Annotated in this window: 24 protein-coding genes; 19 read left to right on the top strand and 5 right to left on the bottom strand. The window is 38.6% G+C overall.

Annotated features, from left to right (window positions below; translation table 11 throughout):
• Positions 1-77 precede the first annotated feature (77 nt).
• The 11 genes from upp (at position 78) to J7E57_RS15840 (ending at position 8,229) form a co-directional block, all read left to right on the top strand.
• On the top strand, positions 78-722 hold the full coding sequence (gene upp, locus J7E57_RS15890) for a uracil phosphoribosyltransferase (protein WP_029278839.1): 645 nt from the start codon (positions 78-80) through the stop codon (positions 720-722).
• Between the two features lie 31 nt (positions 723-753).
• On the top strand, positions 754-1,071 hold the full coding sequence (locus J7E57_RS15885) for a low molecular weight protein tyrosine phosphatase family protein (RefSeq protein ID WP_215165939.1): 318 nt from the start codon (positions 754-756) through the stop codon (positions 1,069-1,071).
• Positions 1,072-1,111: 40 nt separating this feature from the next.
• Positions 1,112-1,801, top strand: a complete 690-nt coding sequence (locus J7E57_RS15880; RefSeq protein WP_215165937.1) for a YjjG family noncanonical pyrimidine nucleotidase — start codon at positions 1,112-1,114, stop codon at positions 1,799-1,801.
• 77 nt (positions 1,802-1,878) lie between these two features.
• Positions 1,879-2,577 carry a DUF4476 domain-containing protein gene (locus tag J7E57_RS15875; RefSeq protein ID WP_215165925.1) on the top strand — a complete coding sequence of 233 codons (699 nt, stop codon included), beginning with the start codon at positions 1,879-1,881 and terminating at the stop codon, positions 2,575-2,577.
• A gap of 19 nt (positions 2,578-2,596) precedes the next feature.
• Positions 2,597-3,109, top strand: a complete 513-nt coding sequence (locus J7E57_RS15870; RefSeq protein WP_215165923.1) for a DinB family protein — start codon at positions 2,597-2,599, stop codon at positions 3,107-3,109.
• 39 nt (positions 3,110-3,148) lie between these two features.
• Positions 3,149-3,766, top strand: coding sequence for a hypothetical protein (locus J7E57_RS15865; protein ID WP_215165921.1), 618 nt, complete (start codon positions 3,149-3,151; stop codon positions 3,764-3,766).
• Positions 3,767-3,844: 78 nt separating this feature from the next.
• Entirely contained in the window at positions 3,845-5,170 is a 1,326-nt protein-coding gene (locus J7E57_RS15860; protein WP_215165919.1) for a flippase, read from the top strand.
• Positions 5,167-5,814: a class I SAM-dependent methyltransferase gene (locus J7E57_RS15855; RefSeq protein WP_215165917.1), complete on the top strand. Its 648-nt coding sequence runs from the start codon at positions 5,167-5,169 to the stop codon at positions 5,812-5,814. Before J7E57_RS15860 ends, J7E57_RS15855 begins: the two co-directional genes overlap by 4 nt.
• Before the next feature lie 13 nt (positions 5,815-5,827).
• Positions 5,828-6,589, top strand: coding sequence for a class I SAM-dependent methyltransferase (locus tag J7E57_RS15850; protein ID WP_215165915.1), 762 nt, complete (start codon positions 5,828-5,830; stop codon positions 6,587-6,589).
• Between the two features lie 162 nt (positions 6,590-6,751).
• Positions 6,752-7,669 (top strand): glycosyltransferase family 2 protein, encoded by a 918-nt coding sequence (locus J7E57_RS15845; protein WP_215165909.1) that lies wholly within the window; start codon positions 6,752-6,754, stop codon positions 7,667-7,669.
• A 104-nt stretch (positions 7,670-7,773) separates the two neighbouring features.
• On the top strand, positions 7,774-8,229 hold the full coding sequence (locus tag J7E57_RS15840; protein ID WP_215165907.1) for a PA2169 family four-helix-bundle protein: 456 nt from the start codon (positions 7,774-7,776) through the stop codon (positions 8,227-8,229).
• Positions 8,230-8,431: 202 nt separating this feature from the next.
• On the opposite strand, the gene cphA is transcribed toward J7E57_RS15840, so the two are convergent.
• Positions 8,432-11,047, bottom strand: a complete 2,616-nt coding sequence (gene cphA / locus J7E57_RS15835; RefSeq protein ID WP_215165905.1) for a cyanophycin synthetase — start codon at positions 11,045-11,047, stop codon at positions 8,432-8,434.
• Between the two features lie 295 nt (positions 11,048-11,342).
• Here cphA and J7E57_RS15830 point away from each other — a divergent pair, with 295 nt between their 5' ends.
• The 4 genes from J7E57_RS15830 to J7E57_RS15815 all read left to right on the top strand — a co-directional run bounded on the left by J7E57_RS15830 (position 11,343) and on the right by J7E57_RS15815 (position 16,304).
• Entirely contained in the window at positions 11,343-12,218 is an 876-nt protein-coding gene (locus J7E57_RS15830) for a cyanophycinase (protein ID WP_215165903.1), read from the top strand.
• Positions 12,219-12,306: 88 nt separating this feature from the next.
• Positions 12,307-13,149, top strand: a complete 843-nt coding sequence (locus J7E57_RS15825) for an isoaspartyl peptidase/L-asparaginase (protein ID WP_215165900.1) — start codon at positions 12,307-12,309, stop codon at positions 13,147-13,149.
• Between the two features lie 29 nt (positions 13,150-13,178).
• Positions 13,179-13,868, top strand: coding sequence for a hypothetical protein (locus J7E57_RS15820; RefSeq protein WP_215165893.1), 690 nt, complete (start codon positions 13,179-13,181; stop codon positions 13,866-13,868).
• Positions 13,869-14,138: 270 nt separating this feature from the next.
• Positions 14,139-16,304, top strand: coding sequence for a carboxy terminal-processing peptidase (locus tag J7E57_RS15815; protein ID WP_251029936.1), 2,166 nt, complete (start codon positions 14,139-14,141; stop codon positions 16,302-16,304).
• A 156-nt stretch (positions 16,305-16,460) separates the two neighbouring features.
• Here J7E57_RS15815 and J7E57_RS15810 read toward each other — a convergent pair whose 3' ends face one another.
• Positions 16,461-17,402 carry an SPFH domain-containing protein gene (locus J7E57_RS15810; RefSeq protein ID WP_215165881.1) on the bottom strand — a complete coding sequence of 314 codons (942 nt, stop codon included), beginning with the start codon at positions 17,400-17,402 and terminating at the stop codon, positions 16,461-16,463.
• A 90-nt stretch (positions 17,403-17,492) separates the two neighbouring features.
• Here J7E57_RS15810 and J7E57_RS15805 point away from each other — a divergent pair, with 90 nt between their 5' ends.
• Positions 17,493-19,535, top strand: a complete 2,043-nt coding sequence (locus J7E57_RS15805) for a M13 family metallopeptidase (protein WP_215165879.1) — start codon at positions 17,493-17,495, stop codon at positions 19,533-19,535.
• A gap of 305 nt (positions 19,536-19,840) precedes the next feature.
• Complete coding sequence (locus tag J7E57_RS15800; protein ID WP_029274977.1) at positions 19,841-20,026, top strand: hypothetical protein; 186 nt, start codon at positions 19,841-19,843, stop codon at positions 20,024-20,026.
• Between the two features lie 116 nt (positions 20,027-20,142).
• Here J7E57_RS15800 and J7E57_RS15795 read toward each other — a convergent pair whose 3' ends face one another.
• From J7E57_RS15795 to J7E57_RS15785, 3 genes are all read right to left on the bottom strand, one after another.
• Positions 20,143-20,328: a hypothetical protein gene (locus tag J7E57_RS15795; RefSeq protein ID WP_215165877.1), complete on the bottom strand. Its 186-nt coding sequence runs from the start codon at positions 20,326-20,328 to the stop codon at positions 20,143-20,145.
• A 44-nt stretch (positions 20,329-20,372) separates the two neighbouring features.
• Positions 20,373-21,470 carry a CapA family protein gene (locus J7E57_RS15790; RefSeq protein ID WP_215165875.1) on the bottom strand — a complete coding sequence of 366 codons (1,098 nt, stop codon included), beginning with the start codon at positions 21,468-21,470 and terminating at the stop codon, positions 20,373-20,375.
• A gap of 97 nt (positions 21,471-21,567) precedes the next feature.
• The gene (locus J7E57_RS15785) at positions 21,568-22,125 is read right to left on the bottom strand and encodes a C40 family peptidase (protein ID WP_029274974.1); all 558 of its coding nucleotides are present in this window, start codon (positions 22,123-22,125) and stop codon (positions 21,568-21,570) included.
• A 496-nt stretch (positions 22,126-22,621) separates the two neighbouring features.
• On the opposite strand from J7E57_RS15785, the gene pdhA reads away from it, so the two are divergent.
• Together pdhA and J7E57_RS15775 are read left to right on the top strand one after the other, a co-directional pair.
• Positions 22,622-23,617, top strand: coding sequence for a pyruvate dehydrogenase (acetyl-transferring) E1 component subunit alpha (gene pdhA, locus J7E57_RS15780; RefSeq protein ID WP_029274973.1), 996 nt, complete (start codon positions 22,622-22,624; stop codon positions 23,615-23,617).
• A gap of 30 nt (positions 23,618-23,647) precedes the next feature.
• On the top strand, positions 23,648-25,324 hold the full coding sequence (locus J7E57_RS15775) for a dihydrolipoamide acetyltransferase family protein (protein ID WP_215165873.1): 1,677 nt from the start codon (positions 23,648-23,650) through the stop codon (positions 25,322-25,324).
• Positions 25,325-25,443 lie beyond the last annotated feature (119 nt).

Below are 25,443 nucleotides of genomic sequence, written 5' to 3'. Positions count from 1 at the left end.
TATCCGGCTTAAAATTGCTAATTTTAGTAATTAAACGTCCCACTGGATTAAACCTATAAGATACCGGAAACATTACTATGATTTTTGATGTAAGCAAGACAAAATCTATCGCCAATACCTTTATTGCCGAACTTCGGGATGAGAACATCCAGAAAGATTCGATGCGTTTCCGCAAAAATATGGAAAGGCTTGGTGAGTTTTTTGCCTACGAAATCAGCAAATCATTGGAATATACCATTCAAGAAATCGTAACCCCTTTGGGTGTATCGTCCTGTGAGGTTTTAACTCAACAGCCCGTTTTAGCTACAATACTCCGAGCCGGGTTGCCACTTCAACAAGGTTTGCTTAATATCTTCGACAAAGCCGAATGCTGTTTTATTTCTGCTTACCGAAAAGTAAAGAAGAGCGGCGATTTTGTAATCCAGATGGATTATATTTCTACCCCGGATTTAGAAGGAAAAGTTTTGATTATGGCCGATCCGATGTTGGCAACCGGACAAAGCATGGTGATGTGCTGTAAAGAACTGATCAACCGCTACAAAATTGCAGAACTTCATATCGTTGCCGCAATAGCTAGTACAGAAGGTGTTGCACATGTACGCGCTAATCTGCCTAAAGCAAAACTTTGGCTGGGAGCAATCGACGAAGAAATGACCAGTAAATCTTATATCGTACCTGGACTTGGCGATGCAGGCGATCTGGCCTACGGAGAGAAGGTTTAGTTTTTAGTCCAAAGTCTTAAGTCCAGAGCCGGTGAACATTCTCTTTGTCTGCAGTAGAAACAAATGGCGTAGTGCCACTGCCGAAACCATATATCAAAATCATCCCGATCATCAGGTAAGGTCAGCGGGAACAGCCCAATCGGCCAGGATTAAAATCAATGAAAAACTAATCATCTGGGCCGATCTCATCTTTGTAATGGAGAAAAAGCATAAGCAAAGGATCACTGAACGTTTTCCTGAAGAAACCTGCGATAAGGAAATTATTACGCTTCATATCCCAGATGATTATCAGTATATGGACGAAGAACTTATTGAAGAGCTAAATGCAAAAGTTGCCGATTATTTATAAATCAAAAATCATTAGGCTACCTTTGTGAAAATCATCACTCATGAAAAAGCACATTTTCTTCGACCTCGACCACACCATTTGGGATTTTGACCGTAATGCCGAAGAAACATTAAATGAGCTATACCAAACCTATAAATTAGAGGAGCTTGGCTTAAAATCGTGTGCGGACTTTATTACAACATATACCGAAAACAACCATCAGCTATGGGCCGATTACCATTTGGGAAAAATTACCAAAGATTTTTTAAGATCGGAAAGGTTTAACAAAACATTCATTCAATTAGGTATTCACCCTGATGCGGTACCTCATCAATTTGAGGACGATTATGTAAGTATCTCACCCACCAAAACCAATTTGTTCGATGGGGCAGAAAATGTTTTGAGCTACCTACAACAAAAATATACCCTCCATATTATTTCCAATGGCTTTAAGGAAACAACCTTAACCAAAATGAACCTCTCGAATCTTAATCCTTATTTCGAAAACGTAATTATCTCAGAAGACGTGGGTGTAAACAAACCAAACCCTATTATTTTCGAATATGCCTTAGATAAAGCCAAAGCCTTAAAGGCAGAAAGCATTATGATTGGCGATAGTCTAGAAGCTGATATTTATGGCGCTTTAAATTTTGGTATGGAGGCTATATTTTTCAATCCTTTACAGAAAGAAAAACCTGGTGATGTGCAGAAAGAAATTGTACATCTCGAAGAATTATTGAAACTTTTTTAGATTTTACTCCTTTTTTGTTTGGTTTTGGCATTCGTTTAGCATTAGTTTAAACACACACAAATGAAACCTTAATTTAAATGAAGAAAACCATCTTTTTAGGATTGGCAATGCTTTTTGCTACCCTAAGTTTCGCTCAAAATAGCCGTAGTACAGCCGAAGTATTTCTGCAAATTACCAAACCGGGTAAGTATACAGTATACTTAGACGATGAAGTGGTGGGATCAGCTACGGGCAGATTTCGTTTTTACGATGTATATAATTCTAAACCCGAGCTGTCTATAATGCAGGGCGATAAATTAATCCTAAAAGAGCGGATTAACGTAAATGCACAGGAGCGCCTCATTTTAGGTTTCGATAACGGCAGGCTTAATGTAATTAAACAACTTAGCCTGTTTCGCAACAATCAATACGCTCTAGATGATTTTTATGATTATACGGGAGATCTCAATACGGGCCCTATTCAACCAACTCTAGCTGACCTAAACTATAGGCTATTATCGCCTGAAGCTTTTCAAGAATTTTATACCAGCTATAAAAAATCAAGTTTTGATAATGAAAGGGTGGGGCTCATCAACGCAGTAAATAAGAAAGCTTCATTTTCCAGTAGTCAATGCAAACTCATACTCAAAGCATTTACTTTCGATACTGAACGTTTAAAAACTGCCAAAAGCCTCTATCAAACGGTTGCAGATCCACAAAATTATTTTACAATCGCCGAAACATTCGAATTTTTCAACTATAAAGACGACTTCTTAAAATATTTGGAGAAACAGTAATTCAGCTTATCTTTATTAAATGATGGCTCCAAAAATAAAGGCATCGATACATAAAATTGTCGATGCCTATAAATCGAAATTATCTCACTATTCCGAGGATATTTTTCAAACCACGCCACCCATTGCCGGATGGAGTTACAGCGAAGTATATTCGCATATTTTCGATTCAAGCCTGCTCTCGTTAATTGCGCTCGAACGCGCAGCAAGTGGTAAAGGCGAAAACAAACCCACACATTTCATTGTAAAACTGATTTTGGTTTTAGGCACTTTACCACCGGCAAAACAGTATAAAGTTCCGAAAAGACTGGCCGAGCGTGTTAAAAAAATCAGCAAAACAGAAGCCCTCGATTTTATTTTAGAGTTTGAAAAAGGTCTTGATGATAATTATCCTGTAATTGCCCATGCAAAAGCCAATTGTAAAACAAAACACCCACGGCTAGGTTATTTAAGTGCCAAACAATGGCTAAGGTTTATCGAAATTCATTTAAAACATCACCTCAAGCAGCTAGAAAGAATAGAAAAGAGTTTTTAAATTAATTTCGCCATATTTGAGTAAATTAATCTCAGTCCCATGAAAAACGCTTTTTACCTGTTAGCCTTAACGCTACTTTGCGCCTGTAATAGCGAAAAGAAAGAAACTGCTCAAGCTGTTATTCCAACACCTACGGGAATACAGGGACTTCAAAAAAGCAATACTGCGCAACCCGCAGCGCAAAGTGCCAAAACTAACCTAATTTTCAATCCGCCACATGGCGATGCCGGCCATACCTGTGCTTTAGCAGTTGGCGCACCATTACACCAAACAGCCGCCGTTCAACCACAAAAAAACGCTACTCCACAACCGGTAACTGTTCCGGCGCCCCCTATAGTAAATACATCAAGTAAAAAACTTAATCCTAAACATGGAGAGCCTGGCCACAGATGTGACATAGCTATTGGGGCACCGCTGGATAGTAAACCAACACAAGTAGTGACCACACAGCCTGCTGTAGTGAAACAAACTGTAGCGATAAAAACAGGAAAGGGTTTGAACCCACCTCACGGCCAGCCTAACCATCGCTGCGATATTGCTGTAGGTGCACCTTTAAACAGCAAACCTGCCCCGGTGGTAAATACCGTTCCTGTATCAACACCCGAAACCAAAACAACCGAAACAAAAGCGCTGGAAACAAAAAGTGAAGGGAAATAATAGTACATATATTATGCACTTAATATTTTGAATTTTCAGCATCTAACTTAACGCACATTTTTTTACATCTTTGCGTTAATGAAATTACCCGCCATAAAAGGTTTTGACCAAGAAGCACTAATAAAGTATTTTAAAAATACAGGAATGCTTTTGATCGGGAAAGTTGGCAGTTTAGGAATAAAAATGCTAACGAATATCGCGGTTGCAAACTATTTGCTGTCGTATGGTAATGGTATTCTCACTACATCAATCGCTTATGTTTTTTTATTCGCAGCATTGGCGGGGCTCGGCTTAGATCAGTTTATTGTAAAAGAACTTCACCAGTTTCCGCAGAAAAGGGATCAGATCTTAGGCACAGCATTTGGGTTGAAAGCTTTTGCAGGTTTTATGTGCATTCCTTTAATTTCACTTGCATGGCTCATTTATCCACTTGAGGACATCCAATATCAATTCATATTATTGCTTTCGTTTGTAGGTGTATTTCAGTCTTTTACAGTAATCGATTCTTATTTTCAATCAGAAGTAAAATCCAAATACATTATGCAGGTGCAGATTATTGGGAATCTAGTTTCTGCTGCAATAAAAATTATTTTAATCTACACAAATTCGCCAATCAGCTATTTCTTTTTTGCTTTTCTTTTTGATACCGTTTTACTTTCTATGGGCTATATTATTACCTATAGCAGAAAAAATAGAAGTATCTTGAATTGGAGATTTGAAAAAACATTGGCTAAAAAACTCTTCTCTCTTTCATGGCCACTGATCATTTCTGGCATAATGGTTTCAGTTTATATGAAAATTGATCAGATTATGCTTAAGCAGATTTTAGGCGCGAAAGGGACAGCCGAAGCAGGTGCTTATGCAACAGTGGTCAACTTTAGCGAGGCCTTAAACTTCGTCCCTGTTGCTATCGTTTCATCACTCTTTCCTGCAATTTTAAATGCGAGGAGAGACGATAAGGAACGTTATCAGAAGAGACTTCAGAATTTATACGATTTAATGGTTTGGTTAAGCTTAAGTTTTGCCATTTTTATAACTTTTGCCTCGCCGTTCATTTATAGTTATTTTAAACCAGAATTTGCTGATGCCGCACCTGTTTTGTCTGTTCATGTTTGGGGTTCTGCCTTCATATTTCTTGGTGTAGCAAGCGGACAGTATTTAATAGCAGAAAATTTTGGCCGCCTAACTTTTATCCGAACAGGAATAGGGGCGGTTGTAAATATCATTTTAAACATTATCCTTATCCCAAGAATGGGAATGATGGGTACAGCAATAGCTACAGTAATCGCATACTTTATTTCAGCCTTTTTTATACTATTTATTCCTAAACTTCGTCAACAAGGTATAATGATGTTAAAATCATTATTTTTGGTCACCGCATTTCAAAAAATATTTAAACGTTGAGTACTCTTAAAGCATTAACCACATTAGTTGCAAAGCCAAGCAGGCTTAAGGCATTGTTATCATACGGACATAAAGGCTACCTGAACAGCATTGGCTGGTTCACGGCTTTTGATAAAAAACAGGCCGTAGACGGGCAAGGAAAGGCATTGCCATGGGTAACCTATTCGTTTATCGATTTTATTAAAGAACGCATAAACAAAACACAGCATATTTTCGAATACGGCTCTGGCAGTTCTACTATTTTTTATGCTGAAAGAGCTGGCTCGGTAACTTCTGTGGAGCACGATAAAGGTTGGTTTGATAAAGTAAAAAATACAAGTCCGGCCAATGCTGAGATGATATTCTGCCATTTGGAAAAAGATGGGGAGTATGCCAAAAAAGCAACCTTGCTCGATAAAAAATTCGATATTATTATTGTTGATGGTCGCGACCGTGTAAACTGTTGTAAGTATAGCGTTGATGCACTATCAGAAAGCGGAGTATTAGTTTTGGATGATAGTGAACGTGAAGTTTATAATCCTGCCCGTGTGCTTTTAAAGGCCCAAGGTTTCAAAGAAATCAGCTTCAGTGGGATTTCACCGGGCCTTTTTTACGAAAAAGCAACCTCAGTTTTTTATAAACAGGATAATTGTTTAGGTATTTAAATCAGTAAGCATCATGTTAAGCGAAGAAGTAAAAACGGCCTACGATAATTTTTATACCAATAGCGATGTAGCATGGAGAATGCTTGGCGCAAAATATAAAGCACAGAACATTGTTGATGTTTGCAAAGGGTTAAAGCCTAAAAAAGTGCTCGAGGTTGGCGCCGGAGATGGCAGTATTTTACATTTTTTAAATGAATGGCATTTCGCACCAGAATTGTATGCTTTAGAAATTGCACAAAGTGGTGTCGACATTATAAAAGACCGCAACCTCGCCAGTTTAAAAGAAGCACAAACTTTTGATGGGTATAAAATCCCCTATGAAGATGATGCTTTTGATCTGATTATTCTTGCGCACGTTTTAGAACACGTAGAACACGAAAGGATCCTGATCCGTGAATTGAAAAGGGTAGCAAAATATATTGTTGTTGAAGTCCCTAAAGATTATCGCTTTGGTGTAGACCAAAGAATGAAACATTTTCTGGATTATGGGCACATTAACATGTACACCCCAACTTCCTTGAGGTTCTTGCTGCAGAGCGAAGGTTTAGAAATTCTAGAAGATAAAGTTTCGATGACTGCACCAGAAACGGTAAAGTTTAATGAGTTTATCAATAGAAAAGCACCTAAAACTTTTTCTAAAAAATTAAAAATCGAACTGGAATACCGGATTAAAAAAACTTTAGGTAACTTGTTTGGGAAGAAAAAGCAAGAACAGTTTGCCAATGCCTATACAGTGTTAACAAGAAAGTCTGACACTAATCTACATATATTTTAGGAGTAGGGCGCTCGTCATTTCGAGCGAAGTGCAACGAAGTCGAGAAATCTTATACCTTGATTCTTAACATAATTTAAAGATTTCTCCATTCCGCGTTGCTCCAGTCGAAATGACGGAGAAACTGAGCAGTTTATTGATAGACTTAATTGATAAAAAACAAAAATGCAAAACCTTGCCCCAATAGCGCTTTTCGTATACAATCGCCCGCAGCACACCGAGCGTACGTTACAATTCTTGCTACAAAATGAGTTGGCTACACAAAGCCATTTATATATCTTTTCCGATGGTGCCAAAACAGATCAGGATAAAGAAAAAGTTGCTGCAGTAAGAAAAATCATCAAAAAAGCAGAAGGTTTTAAATCGGTTAAAGTAATCGAAAGCAAGGTAAATGCAGGTTTAGCCAATTCGGTAATTGCAGGTGTAACCCAATTAATAGCAGAATACGATCAGGTAATTGTTTTTGAAGATGATCTGGTTACCTCTCCCCATACTTTAGCCTATTTCAATAATGCTTTAAACCATTACCGCGAAGAGGAAAGGGTAATGCATATAGGAGCTTATATGTATCCTCTAAAATCAGATCAACTTTCGCAATCGTTTTTCTACAGGGCGGCCACAAGTTGGGGTTGGGCCACATGGGGAAGGGCATGGAAAAACTTTGAACCGGACATTAACATCCTTATAAAACAGTTTGATAAAAAGAAAAGAGCTGCATTTTCCATCGACAATAAAATGAACTTCTGGAAGCAGATGTTAGAGTTTAAGAAAGGAAAAAACAACAGCTGGGCAATTAGATGGTATGCTTCTATCTTTTTAAAAGGAGGCATCACACTTAACCCATCGCAATCACTCGTTAACAATATTGGCCATGATGGCACTGGCGTGCACTCAGGAATAAATGATATCTATAACGTAATTATCAACCCCAAGCCCATTGTCGAGTTTCCGACCACAATAGCCGAAGACCCCATTGCATATAAAGCCATCAAAAGCTTTTTGATTAAACGGAAAGGCAATATGGTAACCCGTGTTAGGCGTTTTGTTAAAGAAAAACTGGCACAGTACTTTTCAAAGAAATAATTAGGCTGATATAGCTCACTGTTGTAGACAATTAAAAAAAATGACAAACCTTTTTTTAATTGTTCATGTTGCTTTTATACATCGAAACTATAAAATAAAAAAACATGAAAACGACAACAGCAACAGCAGAGGTATTAAACGATCTGGTTCAAATTAATAACGATCGTATTGAAGGTTATGAAAAAGCCCGTCAGGAATTAAAGGATGGAGATGCCGATCTGAAAACGCTATTTTTAAATATGATTGCCGAAAGCCAAAAATATAAAATGGCTTTGGCCACAGAAGTATCGGCCTTTGGCGAAGATATCGAAACCGGAACCACCAATTCAGGTAAAATTTACAGGGCTTGGATGGATGTTAAAGCGCTATTTACCGGCCACGACCGTAAAACTGTTTTAAACAATTGCGAGTTTGGAGAGGATGCGGCACAAAATGCATATAAAATGGCATTAGAGGAAGAAGATCTTCCTTCAAATATCAGAGATTTAATCTCTGACCAAAAAGCATCGTTAAGAGTATCGCATGATGAAATTAAAAGATTACGTGATGCTCAAGCATAAGTGACCGAGATAAAAACAGAAAAACCTCCTTCGATTTATTATCGGAGGAGGTTTTTTGTTACAGGGCTTCGTCATCTCGACTGGAGCAATGCGGAATGGAGAGATCTATCAAGAAAGATTTAGCTTCGCTGAGCACTACGTGGTTCTCGGCTTCATTGCATTCCGCTCGAAATGATGATCGGCGGCAGCGTAAACTACACACTTACGACTCTAATTCCCGATCTAAATGTTCGGTAACGCGCTGGATCGTATTATCGATGGTGTTACTTAGAATCGTTAAATAAGAGCCTTTTTTAGCAGTTTCGATCGCGATCTGTAAACATTCTGTGCTTTTATTGTTAATGATGATCTCTTTATCCGGATCAACTTCCTTGATGCCTTTTACCAGCAGGTCAACCAGTTCTTGTTGTTGTCTGCCACGGAGATATTTCTCCTGACAAACATAAATTTTATCAAACATCTGAGCCGAAATGCGGGCAGTTTCGATAATATCCTCATCTCTTCTATCTCCTGTTGCCGAAATAATACCTACATGTTCGGTAGCCTCTACACCTTGCAAGAAACCTTTTATGCCGTTAAATCCGTCAGGGTTATGCGCAAAATCGACCAGTACTTTAAATTCTTTGAACCTGAAAATATTCATCCTTCCTGGCGTATGTGCTGCAGAAGGGATAAATGTTTCCAGCGATAAACGGATATCTTCAGGTTTATAACCCCATAAATAGGTGGCGAGCGTTGCCGCAAGCACATTCTGGATCATAAAATTCACAGAACCACCAAAAGTTAATGGAATGTGCGTGGCTTTATCTACCCTCAATTTCCAGTCGCCTGTTTTAATGGTAATATATCCGTTTTCATAAATGGCGGCAATTCCACCTTTTCTACAATGTTCTTTAATCACCGGATTATTTTCATCCATGCTAAAATAAGCAACATTACAGCGCGCATCTTTGCCAATGCGAACGCAATAACCATTATCGGCATTTAATACCGCCCAGCCTTTACGGCGCACTGCCCCGATCACAACCGCTTTTACGCGGGTCAGATCGTCAAGATTATGGATATCTGAAATACCCAAGTGATCTTCCTGGATATTGGTTACTACGCCAATATCACATGCATTAAATCCCAGTCCAGCTCTTAAAATTCCGCCACGGGCGGTTTCTAATACCGCAAATTCAACTGTTGGATCTTTTAAAATGAACTCAGCACTTACCGGTCCAGTGGTATCACCTTTCATTAGCATCGTGTTGTGCACATACACGCCGTCGCTGGTGGTAAAACCTACACGTTTACCATTACTTCTGATAATGTGCGCAATTAACCGTGTAGTAGTGGTTTTTCCGTTTGTTCCGGTTACAGCAATAATCGGAATCTGTGACAATTTTCCCTGTGGATACAGCATGTCAATAACCGATGCAGCTACGTTTCTAGGCAAGCCTTCACTTGGTGCAAGGTGCATCCTAAATCCTGGTGCTGCATTAACTTCCAAAACCACACCTCCGTTTTCGGTTAATGGCTGGGTAAGGTCTTGCGCCATGATATCGATACCGCAGATATCCAATCCGATTACCCTCGAAATCCTTTCACATATAAAAATATTCTGTGGATGTACAATGTCAGTTACATCGATAGATGTCCCGCCAGTACTTAAATTTGCAGTAGATTTTAAATAAACCACTTCTCCCTTTTCGGGAATAGTTTCTAAGGTATATTCTTTTTTGGCCAGCAGATCCAAAGTATCCCGGTCAACAGCAATTTCAGTTAGCACATTTTCGTGACCATAACCACGGCGCGGATCTTCATTCTCCTTATCTATCAATTCTTGGATCGTATGAATTCCATTGCCCTTAACATGTGCGGGATCGCGTTGTGCGGCAGCAATAACTTTATGATCGATTACCAGCACCCTAAAATCGAAACCGGTAATAAATTTTTCTATAATAACCTTTCTCGAATAGGTTTTGGCATATTCGAAAGCGGCAACCGCATCTTCCATCGTTTTCACATTAATGGTTGCACCTTTACCGTGGTTTCCATCAAGTGGTTTAAAAACTAAAGGAAATCCAACCTTTTTAACAGATGCTTCCAGATCATCAGGATTTGAAATCGTTACTCCAGAGGCTACCGGAATAGCAGCTTCGGTAAGCAAACGTTTTGTCTCTTCCTTGTTGCTGGCAATATCTACAGCGATGCTACTGGTTTTTTCGGTCATGGTAGCCCTAAAACGTACCTGATTTTTACCGTATCCCAATTGCACCAAAGAGCTTTTATTTAATCTTATCCATGGAATACTTCTACTTACGGCTTCCTCCACGATCGAACCTGTACTTGGCCCTAATGCTTCCAGTTCGCGTATTTCCTTCATCCTGCGGATGTCGTGCTCCAAATCGTACTCTTCGTTATTGATCAGGGCTTCGGCAATTTTAACTGCAGCTTCAGCAGCGTAAACACCAACCTTTTCTTCCAGATAACTGAATACAACATTGTAAATGCCTTCGGTTTTAGTTTGGCGTGTTCTACCGAAACCGGTTTCCATGCCAGCCAGTGTTTGAATCTCTAAGGCAATATGCTCAATTACATGCCCCATCCATGTTCCTTCTTTTACTCTGGTGAAAAAGCCACCTTCAACACCTTTAGAACAGCGGTGTGTAAACATACTTGGTAAGAGCTTCTCAATCCTTTCGCTAAATCCTTCTATTACGTTTGTTGGTTTTTGCTCCAAATCTTCTAAATCCAATCGCATTTGGATCAATTTCTTTCGGCTAATCGACCATATGTTTGGTCCTCTTAATACTTGTATGTTTGATATCTTCATGTAATGTTTTGTTCGTTTTTTATGTTAAAAAAGGATTTGGAAAAGCCCTTTTTACTCAATTTTTAGAAAGAAATTGATGACTGTAAATTATACATTTATTTTGAAATTAGATGTCCCATTTACCTAAATCAATTTTAGCGCCTATTTGTTTTATCTTCAAGCACTATAACGTTAATTTTTCGTTAGATTATTTTAACGTTTGTTAATAAATTGAATATTCTTGACAAAAAAAGTCGTGTTTTTTATCATAAGCCTATATATTTGGGTTTTTTGATACAATTATAATACACAAAGAATGGTTCCGAAAGGTAAACTCATCATCATTGGTGGCGCAATAAACACAGGTAGCTTCGCAGAAACGCAATTCGGACTGCCTGAGAATATGAATTTTTTTGAGCGTGGAATTTTAAAACGGATTACTACAGAATCATTAAGAGATACTCAATCTCGCTTCGAGATCATCACTACAGCATCATTAATGCCCGAAAAGGTTGGTGAAGAATATATCAAGGCTTATGCACAATTAGACGTGCACAATGTTGGTGTGCTTAACATTACCAACCGTGAAGAAGCCAATTCTGATGAAAATTATGAACGTATCAAAGCAGCCGAAGTAATTATTTTTACCGGTGGTGATCAGCTCCGTCTTTCTTCAATTTTTGGTGGAACAAAAATCCATCAAATATTACTAGAGAAATACAGAAATGAACCTGTAGTAATTGCCGGTACTTCTGCAGGGGCGGCCGCAAGCTCTAAAAACATGATTTATCAGGGTAGCAGCAAAGATGCTTTGCTTAAGGGAGAGGTTAAAATTACCGGCGGATTAGGCTTTATTGATGATGTTATTGTTGATACACATTTTGTTCAACGCGGAAGAATTGGCCGCTTGTTATATGCTGCTGCCAGCAATCCTGGTATATTAGGGATTGGTCTTGGTGAAGATACGGGGCTTTTCATCTCTGATGGCCATACCATGGAAGCAATCGGCTCTGGCATGGTAATTTTAGTAGATGGCCGCAATATGGCCGATACCAATTTAACAGATGTAGAGATGGGTCAGCCTGTTTCAATTAAAAACATGGTAGTACATGTAATGTGCGATGGCGACGTTTATGATTTAACAGACCATAGCTTAGTGATCCATCATCCAAAGGTTGTTCCGGTAGGGTAATTCAGTTGGCAGTTAACAGTGGGCGATTTTCAGTTAGGACCTACCCAATCTTGATACTCGCTACTTATTTACTACAATACTCAAAAAAATGAAATTAATCATACATGGCGGCTTCTTCAGCGAATCGTCTACCAACCAGGAAACGAAAAAGGCTAAACAAGATGCTTTGGCTTCGATTCTTACGCTCGGATACGAGTATCTGAAAACACATACTGCTTTAGAAACCGTGGTGTATACTGTTGCACTATTAGAAGATAACGAACTGTTTAACGCTGGTATCGGTTCGCAGATTCAAAGCGATGGAAAAGTGAGGTTGAGCGCAGCCCTAATGGATGGTAGAACAGAAAAATTTAGTGGTGTAATTAATGTAGAAGATGTTAAAAATCCTATACAGATTGCGCAGAGTTTATTAACATATGATGACCGGGTACTTAGTGGTGATGGTGCCCAGCAATTTGCCAGAACAAATGGATTTGAATATTTCAATCCGATTACCCCACAGCGCCAATCAGAATACGAAGCTAAATTAAACCAAAAGAACAATAAAGGAACGGTAGGCTGTGTAGCACTCGATGCAGATGGAGATTTAGCAGCAGCAACCTCCACCGGGGGAAAAGGATTCGAAATCCCTTGTCGTGTGAGTGACTCTGCAACCGTGGCAGGCAACTATGCCAATCAATATGCAGGTATTTCTTGTACCGGAGTAGGTGAAGATATTGTAAGCGGTGCCTTAGCCGCAAAAATTGTAACCCGTGTTACCGATGGTTTTTCTTTAAAGGAAGCATCAGATAAATCTTTTGCCGAACTTAAAGCTTTTGATGGCTTTGCAGGCGTTGTAGGCATTTCTGCAGCAGGCGAAGTGTACCATTGCGACTCGCATCCATACATGGTTTGGGCATCTTTTGATGTTAATTTACAGGTATTTAGCTGAAATTAGATTTAAAGTATTATTTTTGTTGCATGACCAAGATTGTATTGGCTTTAATTGGCCTTTTTGCATCATTACAACTACAAGCTCAAAATATAGATAAATCTGAGATCCAAGAACCTAACGGTAGTGCTATAAATATAGCAGTATCTAAATTTGACCTGGAAGACGGCAATTCTTTTTTTGAGGAAGCAGAAGATTTAGAGCGAAAAGGCGATTACAACGAAGCCCTCACCTTATTTGGCAAAGCCGCTTTCGAATATAACGCCGTAAAAAACTTCAACAGGTACGGACAGGCCGTTATCAAGATGAGCAGTATGCATTATCAACTTGGCCGTTTCACTGATGCAGAGCAGATTCTTTTAAATGTGGCGTTAAAAAATTATTCTAAAACCGGAAACAGGGCAGGAGTAATGAACACCTATAACCTTTTAGGCAAAGTTTATCTGGCAAATACCAAGTATACCCAATCGATGTGGTTTTACACCCAACAGGGTATATTGGCAAAACAGCTAAAAAGCAACAATTCATATATCGAATCTATTTTAGGCATTGTTCAGGTTAAAATCAAAAAGAAAGATTTTACGCTTGCCCTGAGAGATCTCAAATCTGCCGAATGGCTTGCCAACTCGATTAAAACCACCCAGTACAAAACGCAAATCAAAGATGCCAGGGAAATGATCGCCAGCAAAACCACAAGTAAAAAGGTAAACCCAAGCTAGTTTAGATAGTTATTTTTCTTTAAATCTTCCTACATCACTAACAATATAGCCCTTAAAGGTCTGTAATTGGTCAAATTTTGAGTATCGATCAAAACAAAAAATAAGGCTCAACGTTCTACATAAGAAATTGTTAAATAAAAAGCTTTTAGTTAGATTTGATCAAGTTTTAACAAGAGACGGTAATAATGCTGTCTCTTTTTTGTTTTTTTGCTAAAATGGTATCATATTGGCTATATAGAATTGGAAATGGATTTTAAATCATTTAAAGAGATGTTAAAGAGAATATTTTTTGTAATTTTTACTGCGGCAGTACTTGCTTGTCATGCTGCACCTAAAACTCAGCCAATGGTTGAGGGTGTTACCAACGTAAAACCTGATGAGCAGCAACAACTTGTTATAAAAGAGGTTGTAAATTTGATTGAGAGTTATAATTATAAAAAAATTCAGATCAACGATTCTATATCTTCGATCATTTTAGATAAGTATATCAAGTCTTTAGATCAGGGCAAAAATTACTTTTTGGCTTCGGATATTAAGGAATTTGAAAAATACAGATATACTTTGGATGATGATTTCAAAAATGGCGATCTAAGCGGGCCGTTTTTCATCTATAATGTTTATGCCAAAAGACTAAACGAATATTTTACCTATTCTTTAGCACAGATTAAAACTAAATATGATTTTAATCAAACCGACAGTTATGTATATGACCGAGAGAAGCAGCCTTGGGCAACTTCTTCAACAGCATTAAACGATACCTGGAAAAAACGTGTTAAATACGAATTGATCAATTTAAATTTAGCTGGAACAGCTGAAGCAAAGAACGTAGAAACGTTAACTAAACGCTATCAGAACCTACAGTCGCAAACTTCAAAAACCAATAATCAGGATGTATTCCAGATTTTGATGGATGCTTTTACCGAATCTATTGATCCACATACCAATTATTTTAATCCAACCAACGCAGCAGCATTTAACGAAGATATGTCCCGTTCTTTCGAAGGTATTGGCGCCCGTTTACAATTAGAAAACGAGGTAGTTAAAATCTCAGAAATTATTGCTGGCGGACCTGCATTTAAAGGAAAACAACTGAGTGCCGGCGATCGTATTATTGCTGTAGCCCAGGGTGATGGAGAATTTGTTGACGTAGTGGGTTGGAGATTGGATAACACCGTATCGAAAATTAAAGGCCCGAAAGGAACCAAGGTGCGTTTAAAAGTTATCCCTGTTGGAAAAGAAATGTCTTCTAAACCAGTTATTATCGAATTGGTTCGCGATAAAATTGTTTTGGAAGAAACATCTGCCAAGAAAAAAGTTAAAACCATTAATAGTAATGGCAAAGATTATAAAATCGGGATTATTACCCTACCAGCGTTCTATGCTGATTTTAAAGCAGCAAATGCAGGTGATAAAAACTACAAAAGCACTACCCGCGATGTTAGAAAATTAATCGACTCGTTAAAAACATACGACAAGGTAAATGCAATCGTAATGGATTTACGTGGAAATGGTGGAGGCTCATTAGTTGAAGCGATCTCTTTAACTGGTTTATTTATAGATAGAGGCCCTGTAGTCCAGGTAAAAGATTTACGCGGTAAAATTGAAGTGGACGAGGATGAAAATAGCGGTGTAACCTGGGATGGGCCTTTTGGTGTAATTGTAGATCGTTTAAGCGCATCTGCATCAGAAATTTTCGCCGGTGCAATACAGGATTACGGCCGTGGTATTATTATGGGTAGCCAAACTTATGGTAAAGGTACCGTTCAATCTTCTATCGATTTAAACAAATTGGTAAACCCAAGTATGTTGCAAAGAGTAGCAGGATTAATTTCTAAAGATAAAACCGTTGGCGCATCGCCAAGCGGAGCAAGCCCGGCTGATATTAACTTAGGTCAGATTAACCTAACCATGGCCAAATTTTACCGTGTTGCAGGAAGCAGCACGCAGCATAAAGGTGTAACACCTGATGTTGTTTTCCCTTCAGTTTATCCGATGGATAAAATTGGAGAAGATACTGAATCATCTGCCTTACCATGGGACGTTATTCCGAGCTCCAGCTTTAAAGCAGTTGCTAATCTGACCCCTGTTAAAGCACAGTTGGTTAAAAACAGCGAGCAACGTATCGCAAGCTCATTGGATTTTAAGTACCTGAAACAAGACATTGCCGATCTTAAAAAACGTGACAATGAAGTTTCTGTCACCTTAAATGAGGCAAAGCTTAAAGCTGAGCGCGATGCACAAGAAGCTAAAACGCTTGCCAGACAGAATGAATTAAGGGCATTAAGAGGATTACCTGCCATTAAAAAAGGAGATAAAATTACCAAGCAAGATGCTTTCGATTTTATTGAAGATGAATCGTTAAAGGTAATGGGCGATTTTATGCAACAATCTGGTAACTATGTGATGAACTTAGGCTTGATGCCAAAGAATAACTAAGAAGAAATATTTCAATGGAAAGGCCGCTTTAGCAAAAACTAAAGCGGCCTTTTTTGTAATTGGATTTTTTGTGGTGTCGGATATTCCTATCCGACACTAAACAATTTTAATCTATTTAACTGTCCGATGGAAACATCTGACAGCACTATAAAGTTACTACCCTTTCTTCGCTGTTGGCTCAGTTTGTTTATTCAACTGCATGGCCATCATCTCTTTCATAGTTTTATTCATGCCATCGGCACTGCCATCAAGAAAAATAACGTTTCCATCTCCGTTTTCTGCAAAATGTTTAATCGATTCAGTCCACATGGTAAATAAGATTACCGAAATATCCAGGTTGGCCTGCTCCATTTCCTGAGCGGCTTTACTCATACCATGAGCCACCTCTGCACGGAATAAAGCGATACCCTGCCCGCGTAACTGTGCAGCCTCGCGCTCGGCTGTAGCTGCAATTTTAATCGCATTACCATCCGCCTCGGCAGCCTTGGTTTTAGTAATTAATAATGCCTGTCCTTCGTTCTCAGCCGCTGCTTTTAAGTTGTTTGAAGCTACCACACGACTCATTGAACGCATAATTTCCTCATCAAAGGTAATATCATTCAATTGAAGATCCTGAAGATGATAACCCCACCCATCTAAAACCTGATCGATCTGTTCCTTAACATGAAGCACAATTTCATTGCGTTGGGCCAATACGTTTGCCTGCTTTTGTGTGGCCACGTAAGCCCTGATCGAACCTTCAATGGTCCTGATTAGTGCCTGCATTAAGTTGGTCGCATCTACAAACTTAAAAGCTACATTTTTGATCGTTTCCTCATCCTGGTTTACCACAGAATACAATAGCATCGCCTTAAAATATACATTGGCCTGATCTTGTGTTACCGCTTGAAACGACAGCTCTACAGAGCGGTTTTGAATGGAAATACGAGAATAAATCTGCTCTATTAATGGAATTTTAAAATTTAAGCCCGGCCTTAACTGGCGGCGATACTTGCCGAAAACGGTTACCACCGCAATGGTTCCCTGTTTAACGGTAACAAACGAGCTCAACAGGATAATAAATCCTACAACAGCTATAATGTAAATGGTGTATTGCATAATTAGATTTTTTTATGAAGTTATAAAAAATTCATACAAACTACATCAGGCATTTTGTAGCTTTAAGTTTTTCTAACTAACTTATATACAATGAAAACTAAATTATTTCTTCCGGCGGCCGGCGTATTGCTTTTTGCTGCCTGCCAGAATAAAAGCCATCAAGATGCCGATGTGGCGAATGCACGTACCGAATTTTTCGATAAAGCCGGCATGGACACCACTGTAAAACCTGGCGATAACTTTTTCCTGTATGCCAATGGGAAATGGATGAAAAACACTGAAATTCCTAAAACAGAAACAGGCTGGGGTTCTTTTTATACGCTATATAACGATAACCTGAAAAATCTGAACAGCATTCTTGAAAATGCTTCAAAAGCTAATGCAGCCAAAGGAAGTTCCGAACAGAAAGTTGGCGATTTCTATACCAGCGGAATGGATACCCTTACCATTGAGAAATTGGGTATCGAACCTATAAAGCCGCTCTTAAGTAAAATAGATGGGATTAAAAACGATAAGGATTTAATCAATTTTGTTGCCGACGGCTATAAAGATGGTGAGGGAGATTTATTGGGCTTTGGTGTAGAACCAGATGATAAATTAAGCACTAAAAATGCTTTATCATTTTCGCAGGCCGGTCTTACCCTGCCTGATCGCAGCTATTATTTAGAACAGGATGATAAGGCAAAAAAAATCAGAGCCAAGTACATCAGATACATCACAAAAATTTTTAGCCTGGCAGGCGATTCTGCCAATGCAGCTAAATATGCCGACAATATTCTAAAACTGGAAACGGCTATTGCACAGTCGCACTCTACTCCTGTTCAACTGCGCGATCCACAGAAAAATTATAACAAAATGACGGTGGCTGACTTTCAAAAGCAGACGCCGAACATGGAGTGGAAATCTGTTTTGAGTAAGCTGGGGGCAAGTACGGATACCGTTATTGTAAGGCAGCCAAAATATTATCAAACCTTATCAGCCCTGGTAAAAAGCCAGCCTATCGAAATCTGGAAAGAAAAATTAAAATTTGACGCTTTAAACAGATCGGCCAATGCTTTTACCAAAAAATTCAGAGATGCTAAATTCGATTTTTTCTCCAAGACGCTATATGGTCAACAGGCTCCAACAGAAAGATGGAAAGCCATCGTAAATGCTACCGATCGTAATTTAGGTGAGCTTTTAGGTCAGTTATATGCCGAAAAGTATTTTAAGCCTGAGGCTAAAGAGCGTATGTTAACCCTGGTAAACAATTTACAGAAAGTATATGCAGAAAGAATCCAGAAGGTAGATTGGATGACACCTGAAACCAAAAAGAAAGCTTTAGAAAAACTAAATGCATTTATCAAAAAAATCGGCTATCCTGATAAATGGAAAAAGTATGATGATGTTGAGGTCTCGAAAAACACTTATTATGCAAACCTTCAATCGGCAAGTAAACATGCCTACAAAGAAATGATGGATAAATTGGGCAAAAATGTTGATAAAACCGAGTGGGGAATGACTCCACCGACGGTTAATGCCTATTACAATCCGTCTTTCAACGAAATTGTTTTCCCTGCCGGAATTTTACAGTTCCCGTTCTTTGATTTTACCGCAGATGACGCCATTAACTATGGTGCAATAGGTGCTGTAATTGGTCACGAAATGACACATGGTTTTGACGATCAAGGTCGCCAGTACGATGCAGTAGGCAACTTAAAAGAATGGTGGACAAAAGCCGATGCCGATAAATTTAAAGCCAAAGCGGGCAAGGTAGAAACATTTTACAACAACTTCTCATTGTTGGATAATCAGCATGTAAACGGTTCGTTAACACTGGGCGAAAACCTTGCCGATATTGGTGGTTTAAACATTGCATACGATGCCTTTAAATTAACTGAGCAAGGAAAAGGCGATAAAAAGATTGATGGTTTTACTCCTGACCAACGTTTCTTTTTAAGCTTTGCCCAGGTATGGAGAATCAAAACCCGCGATGAAAGTATGCGTGTAAGATTAAAAACAGATCCGCATAGCCCAGAAATGTTCCGAGTAAACGGCCCTGTTTATAATATGGAGGCATTTTACAAAGCATTCAACATTCCTACAACAGCGAAAATGTATATAACTCCCGCAAACCGGTTAGGCGTGTGGTAAACGACTGATTAAAAAGTGAATCGATTAGAAATATCGTCATTTCGAGCGTAGTGTAACGCAGTCGAGAAATCTGGCTATAAAGATCTCTCCATTGCGCTGCGCTGCAGTCGAGATGACGATTTCTGTATTGTAACCTTGTGATTGATAGCTCGGCTAAAGACTCATTAATAGCCCTTTATGGTGTTTCGACAGACTCGACATAACATCATCTAAAGAGAAATTGCTTTTAATGATACAGCCTCTTCTTTGTTTGCTTAAAACAAAATCGATGATATTTTGTATATATCATATTAATAGATAACCATATGAATGTAAAACGCACTTTTGGAACCATATTAACCGTACTAGGTATAATTGGATTGATATACGCTGGCTATGGCTTTGTAAGCCACAGCGAAAATACAAGGGGGTTGATGGTGTATGGCATCATCGGACTTATATTCTTTGTATCGGGAATTGGCTTGGTGAAGAATACAAAAGACGAAAGCTAAACTAGACTTTTCTCCTACCTTTTAGATAGCAGAAAGGTATAACTGCAGCTGCAAGGCTAGCCCAAGATAGATCCCATCTTTAAAATTAGCAGCCTTTGTAGCCTGTTGCAATTATACTATTGCTTCTTTTTTTTGTGTTTGATGATCTGGTACTGGCTAAAAGCAACCAGGCAACCCGCCAGGATAATAATTCCTGCAGACAATAAGTTCTCAGGATTTTGGTTGATATAGTATGCTGCTGCAAGCACTAAAATTGCGGCAGCTATACCTATGATATAATGAAGTATTAATCCTTTTTTCATACAGCAAATATTCTGAAATAAATTGAGATTGATGTCGGAGAAGATTAATCTTTTAAACTGATTCTGTTATCAGCGAATTTTAGCTGATGGCCGATGAAATCAATATCTGTCAATTCTTTAATCCGTTTAAAGGCACCATGATTATCATCCAGAGTTAAACGGTTAACCTTATCCTGTTTAACTGATACAATATCTGCATATAGAAAATCGCCCTTCGCATTTATTTTTAGCTGAAGCAAGGGTGCAATACCATTATTGCCTTTTAAGCTAAACATACCATAAGTGCAAAAATTACCCAAGCTGTAAGCGATGAATTTATTTTTATACACTTCAACAGCCCGGGTTACATGCGGGCCATGCCCCAGTACAACATCGGCACCGGCATCAATAACTGCATGTGCAAAGGCATAAACATTACCTCTGTTCTCTTTATAAAAAATTTCGTTTTTACGGGGAACATGTTCAAACCTTGCACCTTCACCGCCGCCATGAAAAGAAACAATCACAATATCGGCCATTAATTTTAAGCGGGCAACCAAAGCCTTGGCACTGTCGATTTTATTAATCGATACCGTATTCTCGTTTGGCGCAAAGGCACAGAATGCATACTTTACACTATCCTTTTCAAAAACTTCAAAAGGTTTGTTTACCTGCCCGGCATAGTGGATCTGCAGCGAATCTAAAATCCTTGCCGTATTTTTTCTTCCCTTGGCATCAAAATCACCAACATGGTTATTGGCGATGCTTAAAACATTAAATCCCGCATTCTTATATATCCCGGCATAGCGTTCGGGCATTCTAAAAGCATAGCAGTTGTTTGGGTTAATGCCATTACATTTGTTCGAATTGCCTGAATTGAGAAAACAGCCCTCTAAGTTTCCAAAAACAATATCTCCTTTTAACAAACTATCAACCGCTTGGAAACTGTTTAAAGCATCATCAGGAGGGAGGTTGGTTTTAGATGGAAAAGCGGAGCCGAGCATAATATCGCCTACAGCAGTAATGGATATGGTATCTTTTATTTTTCTGATTAACGTATCTTGCCTGGCTACAAGCGTGGTAATCTGTGCATTATTGCTCGTGCAGCTGATTAAAATAACTATTGCGACGAAAGAAAGGATTAAGGTATTGAAAAACTTCATTCTTGATTTTATGGTATAAAAAAATCCTCCAAAATTTCTTTAGGAGGATTGTATATGTCTTTTACTGTCAACCGAAAACGGCCAACTGTTAACTGAACTACTCTACTGTAAATTCTTTCTTAAACGATTCTAAAACGCGACCGCCTTTGTAAAAATAGCGGCTGTAATAAGGCTCGTTCAGGTTGCTGATTACTACACCGCGAGAACTTGATGCATGGGCAAATCTGTTATCGCCCAGGTAAATACCAACATGTGAAATACTTCTGCTTTTAATCTTAAAGAAAACTAAATCGCCCTCTTTTAAATCTTCTTTAGACAGTGGATCCACCATACTAAAAATATCGCGCGAATTTCTTCTGATGGTAGTGTTGAAAACTTTATCGTAAATCGCTTTAGTGAAAGCCGAACAATCGATCCCTCTTTTGGTGTTTCCACCATAACTATAAGGCGTTCCGATCCATTCGTAAATAAACTTGTACAGTTTTAAATTCGAAGTTGCATCTACCGCAACACCCATAACCTGCGAAAAGTATTGTGATGCAAGGTTGTCGGGATCATTTAATTCTTTACCAGATTCTTTTGTTTTTGTTTGCGCAAATGCGGCTGAGAGCGTACAAATAGCAATTAGAGTAGAAAACAAAAATTTTTTAATCATGTTATACAGTTATGTTTGGGTATTCACTTACACATTAACGTACACCACATGGGCTTATTGTTGGTTACCAAAAGTATTAATTATACAAATGTTATCCAAATGTTAGACGTTAAAAAACGAAAGTTATTAACATTTTTGTTTTTCCATCATCATTTTTTGTGATAAACACCTCCTAAAAAATTCATCTTTTCTCAAAAAACGATTTACTTCAGTACGCAAAACAAGAATAATTCAATTTTATTTTAAATTATGAGAATAAGCATATATACAGAATTAAATTTTAGAATAAATTGATTCCATATTATGATAAAGGGTGTTGATTTAATTATAAGAAATCGCTGTTAAATCGATATCGGCGGCCAGGGTTTATATTTAATTGTAAAACAACTGTTAAATCTGATTACAACCCTAATACTATGATGTTTTTACACTAAAAAGTGCCAAAAATTACAATAAAAAAATTAGATTTGCTGTCGCAAAAAACAAATACCCTAAAATGAGTGCAGTAGAAATAAATAAAGATACCTGGTTAAAGTGGTTTGAGTCGATGTTGCTTATGCGCAAATTCGAAGAAAAAACTGGCCAGTTATACGGACAACAAAAAATACGTGGCTTTTGTCATTTATACATTGGACAAGAAGCTGTAGTTGCAGGTGCAATATCTGCAATGCAAAAAGGTGATTCAATGATTACAACATACCGTGATCATGCTCATGCCTTAGCTTTAGGAGTTAGTGCTGATAGTATTATGGCAGAAATGTACGGCAAAGCTACAGGTTGCTCTAAAGGTAAAGGTGGTTCAATGCACATGTTCAGTAAAGAGCATAACTTCTACGGTGGTCATGCAATTGTTGGCGGTCAGATTCCGTTAGGTGCTGGCGTTGCTTTTGCAGAAAAATATAAAGGAACTGACAATGTTAATATTTGTTATATGGGCGATGGTGCTGTGCGCCAGGGTGCATTAAACGAAACTTTTAACATGGCCATGCTTTGGAAATTGCCTGTTATTTTTGTTTGCGAAAACAACGGTTATGCAATGGGTACCTCAGTACAACGCACCACTAACATGACCGATATTTATAAAATAGGTTTAGGTTTTGATATGCCATGTGCACCAGTTGATGGTATGGATCCGGTTGCTGTTCACAATGCAATGGACGAAGCGATCCAACGTGCACGTAAAGGTGAAGGACCTACTTTCTTAGAAATGAGAACTTACCGTTACCGTGGTCACTCGATGTCAGATCCGGCAAAATACCGTACCAAAGAAGAATTAGAAGATTATAAAGCAAAAGATCCAGTTGAGCATGCAAGAGAAACTATTCTTAAAGAAAAGTATGCAGACCAAGCCTGGATTGAAGAAGTAGAAGCTAAAGTAAAGGCAATTGTAGATCAAGCAGTAAAATTTGCTGAAGAATCTCCTTGGCCTGATGCATCTGAATTATACAAAGATGTATATATGCAACAGGACTACCCTTACGTAATGGACTAATATTAATAAGATTTCAATTAATTAGATATAATGGCTGATGTAATTAAAATGCCCAAAATGAGCGACACCATGACCGAAGGGGTTTTGGCGAAGTGGCATAAAAAAGTGGGCGATAAAGTGAAAAGCGGCGATGTTTTAGCAGAAGTAGAAACTGATAAAGCAACAATGGATATGGAATCTTATTGGGATGGGACTCTTTTATACGTAGGTGTAGAAGAAGGAACAGCTGTTCCCGTTGATGCAATCATGGCCGTTATTGGTAAAGAAGGCGAAGATTATAAAGCAGCATTAGAGGCAGAAAAAGGTGTAGAGGCTCCAAAAGCCGAAAGCACTGAAGCCCCAAAAGCTGAAGAGAAAAAAGAAGAGGCAGCACCAGCTCAGGGTGGTGGCTTAAGCGAAGAAGAATTAGCTGCAAAAGGTGTTACGGTTATCCGCATGCCTTTATTAAGTGATACTATGACTGAAGGCGTTATTGCTGAATGGCATAAAAAAGTTGGCGATAAAGTAAAAGATGATGATGTTCTTGCTGATGTAGAAACCGATAAGGCAACTATGGAAGTAATGGGCTATGCAACCGGAACTTTATTACACATTGGTGTAGAGAAAGGCGCTGCTGCAAAAGTGAACGGAATTATCGCCATCGTTGGTCCTGAGGGAACTGATGTGAGCGGAATTTTAGCGGGCGGCTCAGCTCCGGCTCCAAAAGCCGAAAGTGCTGAAGCACCTAAAGAAGAAAAATCTGCAAATGTTGCAGAAATTGAAACACCAAGAACCTCATCGTGTGGTACAACTGCAGACAACGGTGATAGCCGCGTTAAAGCATCTCCTTTAGCTAAGAAAATTGCTAAAGATAAAGGGATCGATTTAGCACAGGTTGCGGGCAGTGCAGAAGGTGGACGTATCATTAAAAAAGATATCGAAAACTTTAAACCAAGTGCAGCGCCGGCAAAATCAGAATCTACATCAGCTCCGGCTGCAGAGAAAGCTGCTGCTCCAGCACCAGTTATTCCTCAATTTGTTGGGGAAGTTAAATTTACTGAAGCTCCAGTTTCGCAGATGCGTAAAGTAATTGCAAAACGTTTAGCAGAAAGTTTATTTACTGCTCCACATTTCTACTTAACCATCAGCATTGATATGGACAATGCAATGGCTGCCCGTACGGCAATCAATGCTGTTGCTCCAGTTAAGGTTTCTTTCAACGATATCGTAATTAAAGCGGTTGCTGTTGCATTGAAAAAACACCCGGCTGTTAACTCATCATGGGGTGGCGATAAAATCAGATTTAACGAACATACCAACATTGGTGTAGCTATGGCTGTTGAAGATGGTTTATTGGTACCAGTAGTGCGTTTCGCTGATGGCAAATCTTTATCACACATCTCTGCAGAAGTAAAAGATTTTGGTGGTAAAGCAAAAGCTAAAAAATTACAACCAGCAGATTGGGAAGGTTCTACTTTCACCGTATCTAACTTAGGTATGTTTGGTATTGATGAGTTTACTTCAATCATCAACTCTCCTGATGGTGCAATTTTATCGGTAGGTGCTATACAACAGGTTCCTGTTGTTAAAAACGGTGCTGTTGTTCCTGGTAATGTAATGAAATTAACTTTAGGTTGCGATCACCGTGTGGTTGATGGCGCAACCGGAGCACAATTCTTACAAACATTAAAAGGTTTATTAGAAGAGCCAATCAGGTTATTAGCATAATCAGTTAGCAATTCGCAGTTTTCAGTTTAGTACTGATTATATATTAAAGCCATCCTTAAAAAAGGGATGGCTTTTTTGCGTTAAGGAGAGCCGCTCGTAAATGGCTAATAATTTGCTAT

Source organism: Pedobacter sp. ISL-64 (assembly GCF_018613605.1).
Taxonomy (GTDB): Bacteria; Bacteroidota; Bacteroidia; order Sphingobacteriales; family Sphingobacteriaceae; genus Pedobacter.
This window is presented reverse-complemented; position numbering and strand designations above follow the sequence as displayed.

What these genes read in the sequence shown, in the direction of transcription:
- upp (WP_029278839.1), top strand. Translation starts at nt 78, where the DNA reads ATGATTTTTGATGTAAGCAAGACAAAATCTATCGCCAATACCTTTATT.
- J7E57_RS15880 (WP_215165937.1), top strand. Translation starts at nt 1,112, where the DNA reads ATGAAAAAGCACATTTTCTTCGACCTCGACCACACCATTTGGGATTTT.
- J7E57_RS15875 (WP_215165925.1), top strand. Translation starts at nt 1,879, where the DNA reads ATGAAGAAAACCATCTTTTTAGGATTGGCAATGCTTTTTGCTACCCTA.
- J7E57_RS15870 (WP_215165923.1), top strand. Translation starts at nt 2,597, where the DNA reads ATGATGGCTCCAAAAATAAAGGCATCGATACATAAAATTGTCGATGCC.
- J7E57_RS15865 (WP_215165921.1), top strand. Translation starts at nt 3,149, where the DNA reads ATGAAAAACGCTTTTTACCTGTTAGCCTTAACGCTACTTTGCGCCTGT.
- J7E57_RS15860 (WP_215165919.1), top strand. Translation starts at nt 3,845, where the DNA reads ATGAAATTACCCGCCATAAAAGGTTTTGACCAAGAAGCACTAATAAAG.
- J7E57_RS15850 (WP_215165915.1), top strand. Translation starts at nt 5,828, where the DNA reads ATGTTAAGCGAAGAAGTAAAAACGGCCTACGATAATTTTTATACCAAT.
- J7E57_RS15845 (WP_215165909.1), top strand. Translation starts at nt 6,752, where the DNA reads ATGCAAAACCTTGCCCCAATAGCGCTTTTCGTATACAATCGCCCGCAG.
- J7E57_RS15840 (WP_215165907.1), top strand. Translation starts at nt 7,774, where the DNA reads ATGAAAACGACAACAGCAACAGCAGAGGTATTAAACGATCTGGTTCAA.
- cphA (WP_215165905.1), bottom strand. Translation starts at nt 11,047, where the DNA reads ATGAAGATATCAAACATACAAGTATTAAGAGGACCAAACATATGGTCG.
- J7E57_RS15830 (WP_215165903.1), top strand. Translation starts at nt 11,343, where the DNA reads ATGGTTCCGAAAGGTAAACTCATCATCATTGGTGGCGCAATAAACACA.
- J7E57_RS15825 (WP_215165900.1), top strand. Translation starts at nt 12,307, where the DNA reads ATGAAATTAATCATACATGGCGGCTTCTTCAGCGAATCGTCTACCAAC.
- J7E57_RS15820 (WP_215165893.1), top strand. Translation starts at nt 13,179, where the DNA reads ATGACCAAGATTGTATTGGCTTTAATTGGCCTTTTTGCATCATTACAA.
- J7E57_RS15815 (WP_251029936.1), top strand. Translation starts at nt 14,139, where the DNA reads ATGTTAAAGAGAATATTTTTTGTAATTTTTACTGCGGCAGTACTTGCT.
- J7E57_RS15810 (WP_215165881.1), bottom strand. Translation starts at nt 17,402, where the DNA reads ATGCAATACACCATTTACATTATAGCTGTTGTAGGATTTATTATCCTG.
- J7E57_RS15805 (WP_215165879.1), top strand. Translation starts at nt 17,493, where the DNA reads ATGAAAACTAAATTATTTCTTCCGGCGGCCGGCGTATTGCTTTTTGCT.
- J7E57_RS15800 (WP_029274977.1), top strand. Translation starts at nt 19,841, where the DNA reads ATGAATGTAAAACGCACTTTTGGAACCATATTAACCGTACTAGGTATA.
- J7E57_RS15795 (WP_215165877.1), bottom strand. Translation starts at nt 20,328, where the DNA reads ATGAAAAAAGGATTAATACTTCATTATATCATAGGTATAGCTGCCGCA.
- J7E57_RS15790 (WP_215165875.1), bottom strand. Translation starts at nt 21,470, where the DNA reads ATGAAGTTTTTCAATACCTTAATCCTTTCTTTCGTCGCAATAGTTATT.
- J7E57_RS15785 (WP_029274974.1), bottom strand. Translation starts at nt 22,125, where the DNA reads ATGATTAAAAAATTTTTGTTTTCTACTCTAATTGCTATTTGTACGCTC.
- pdhA (WP_029274973.1), top strand. Translation starts at nt 22,622, where the DNA reads ATGAGTGCAGTAGAAATAAATAAAGATACCTGGTTAAAGTGGTTTGAG.
- J7E57_RS15775 (WP_215165873.1), top strand. Translation starts at nt 23,648, where the DNA reads ATGGCTGATGTAATTAAAATGCCCAAAATGAGCGACACCATGACCGAA.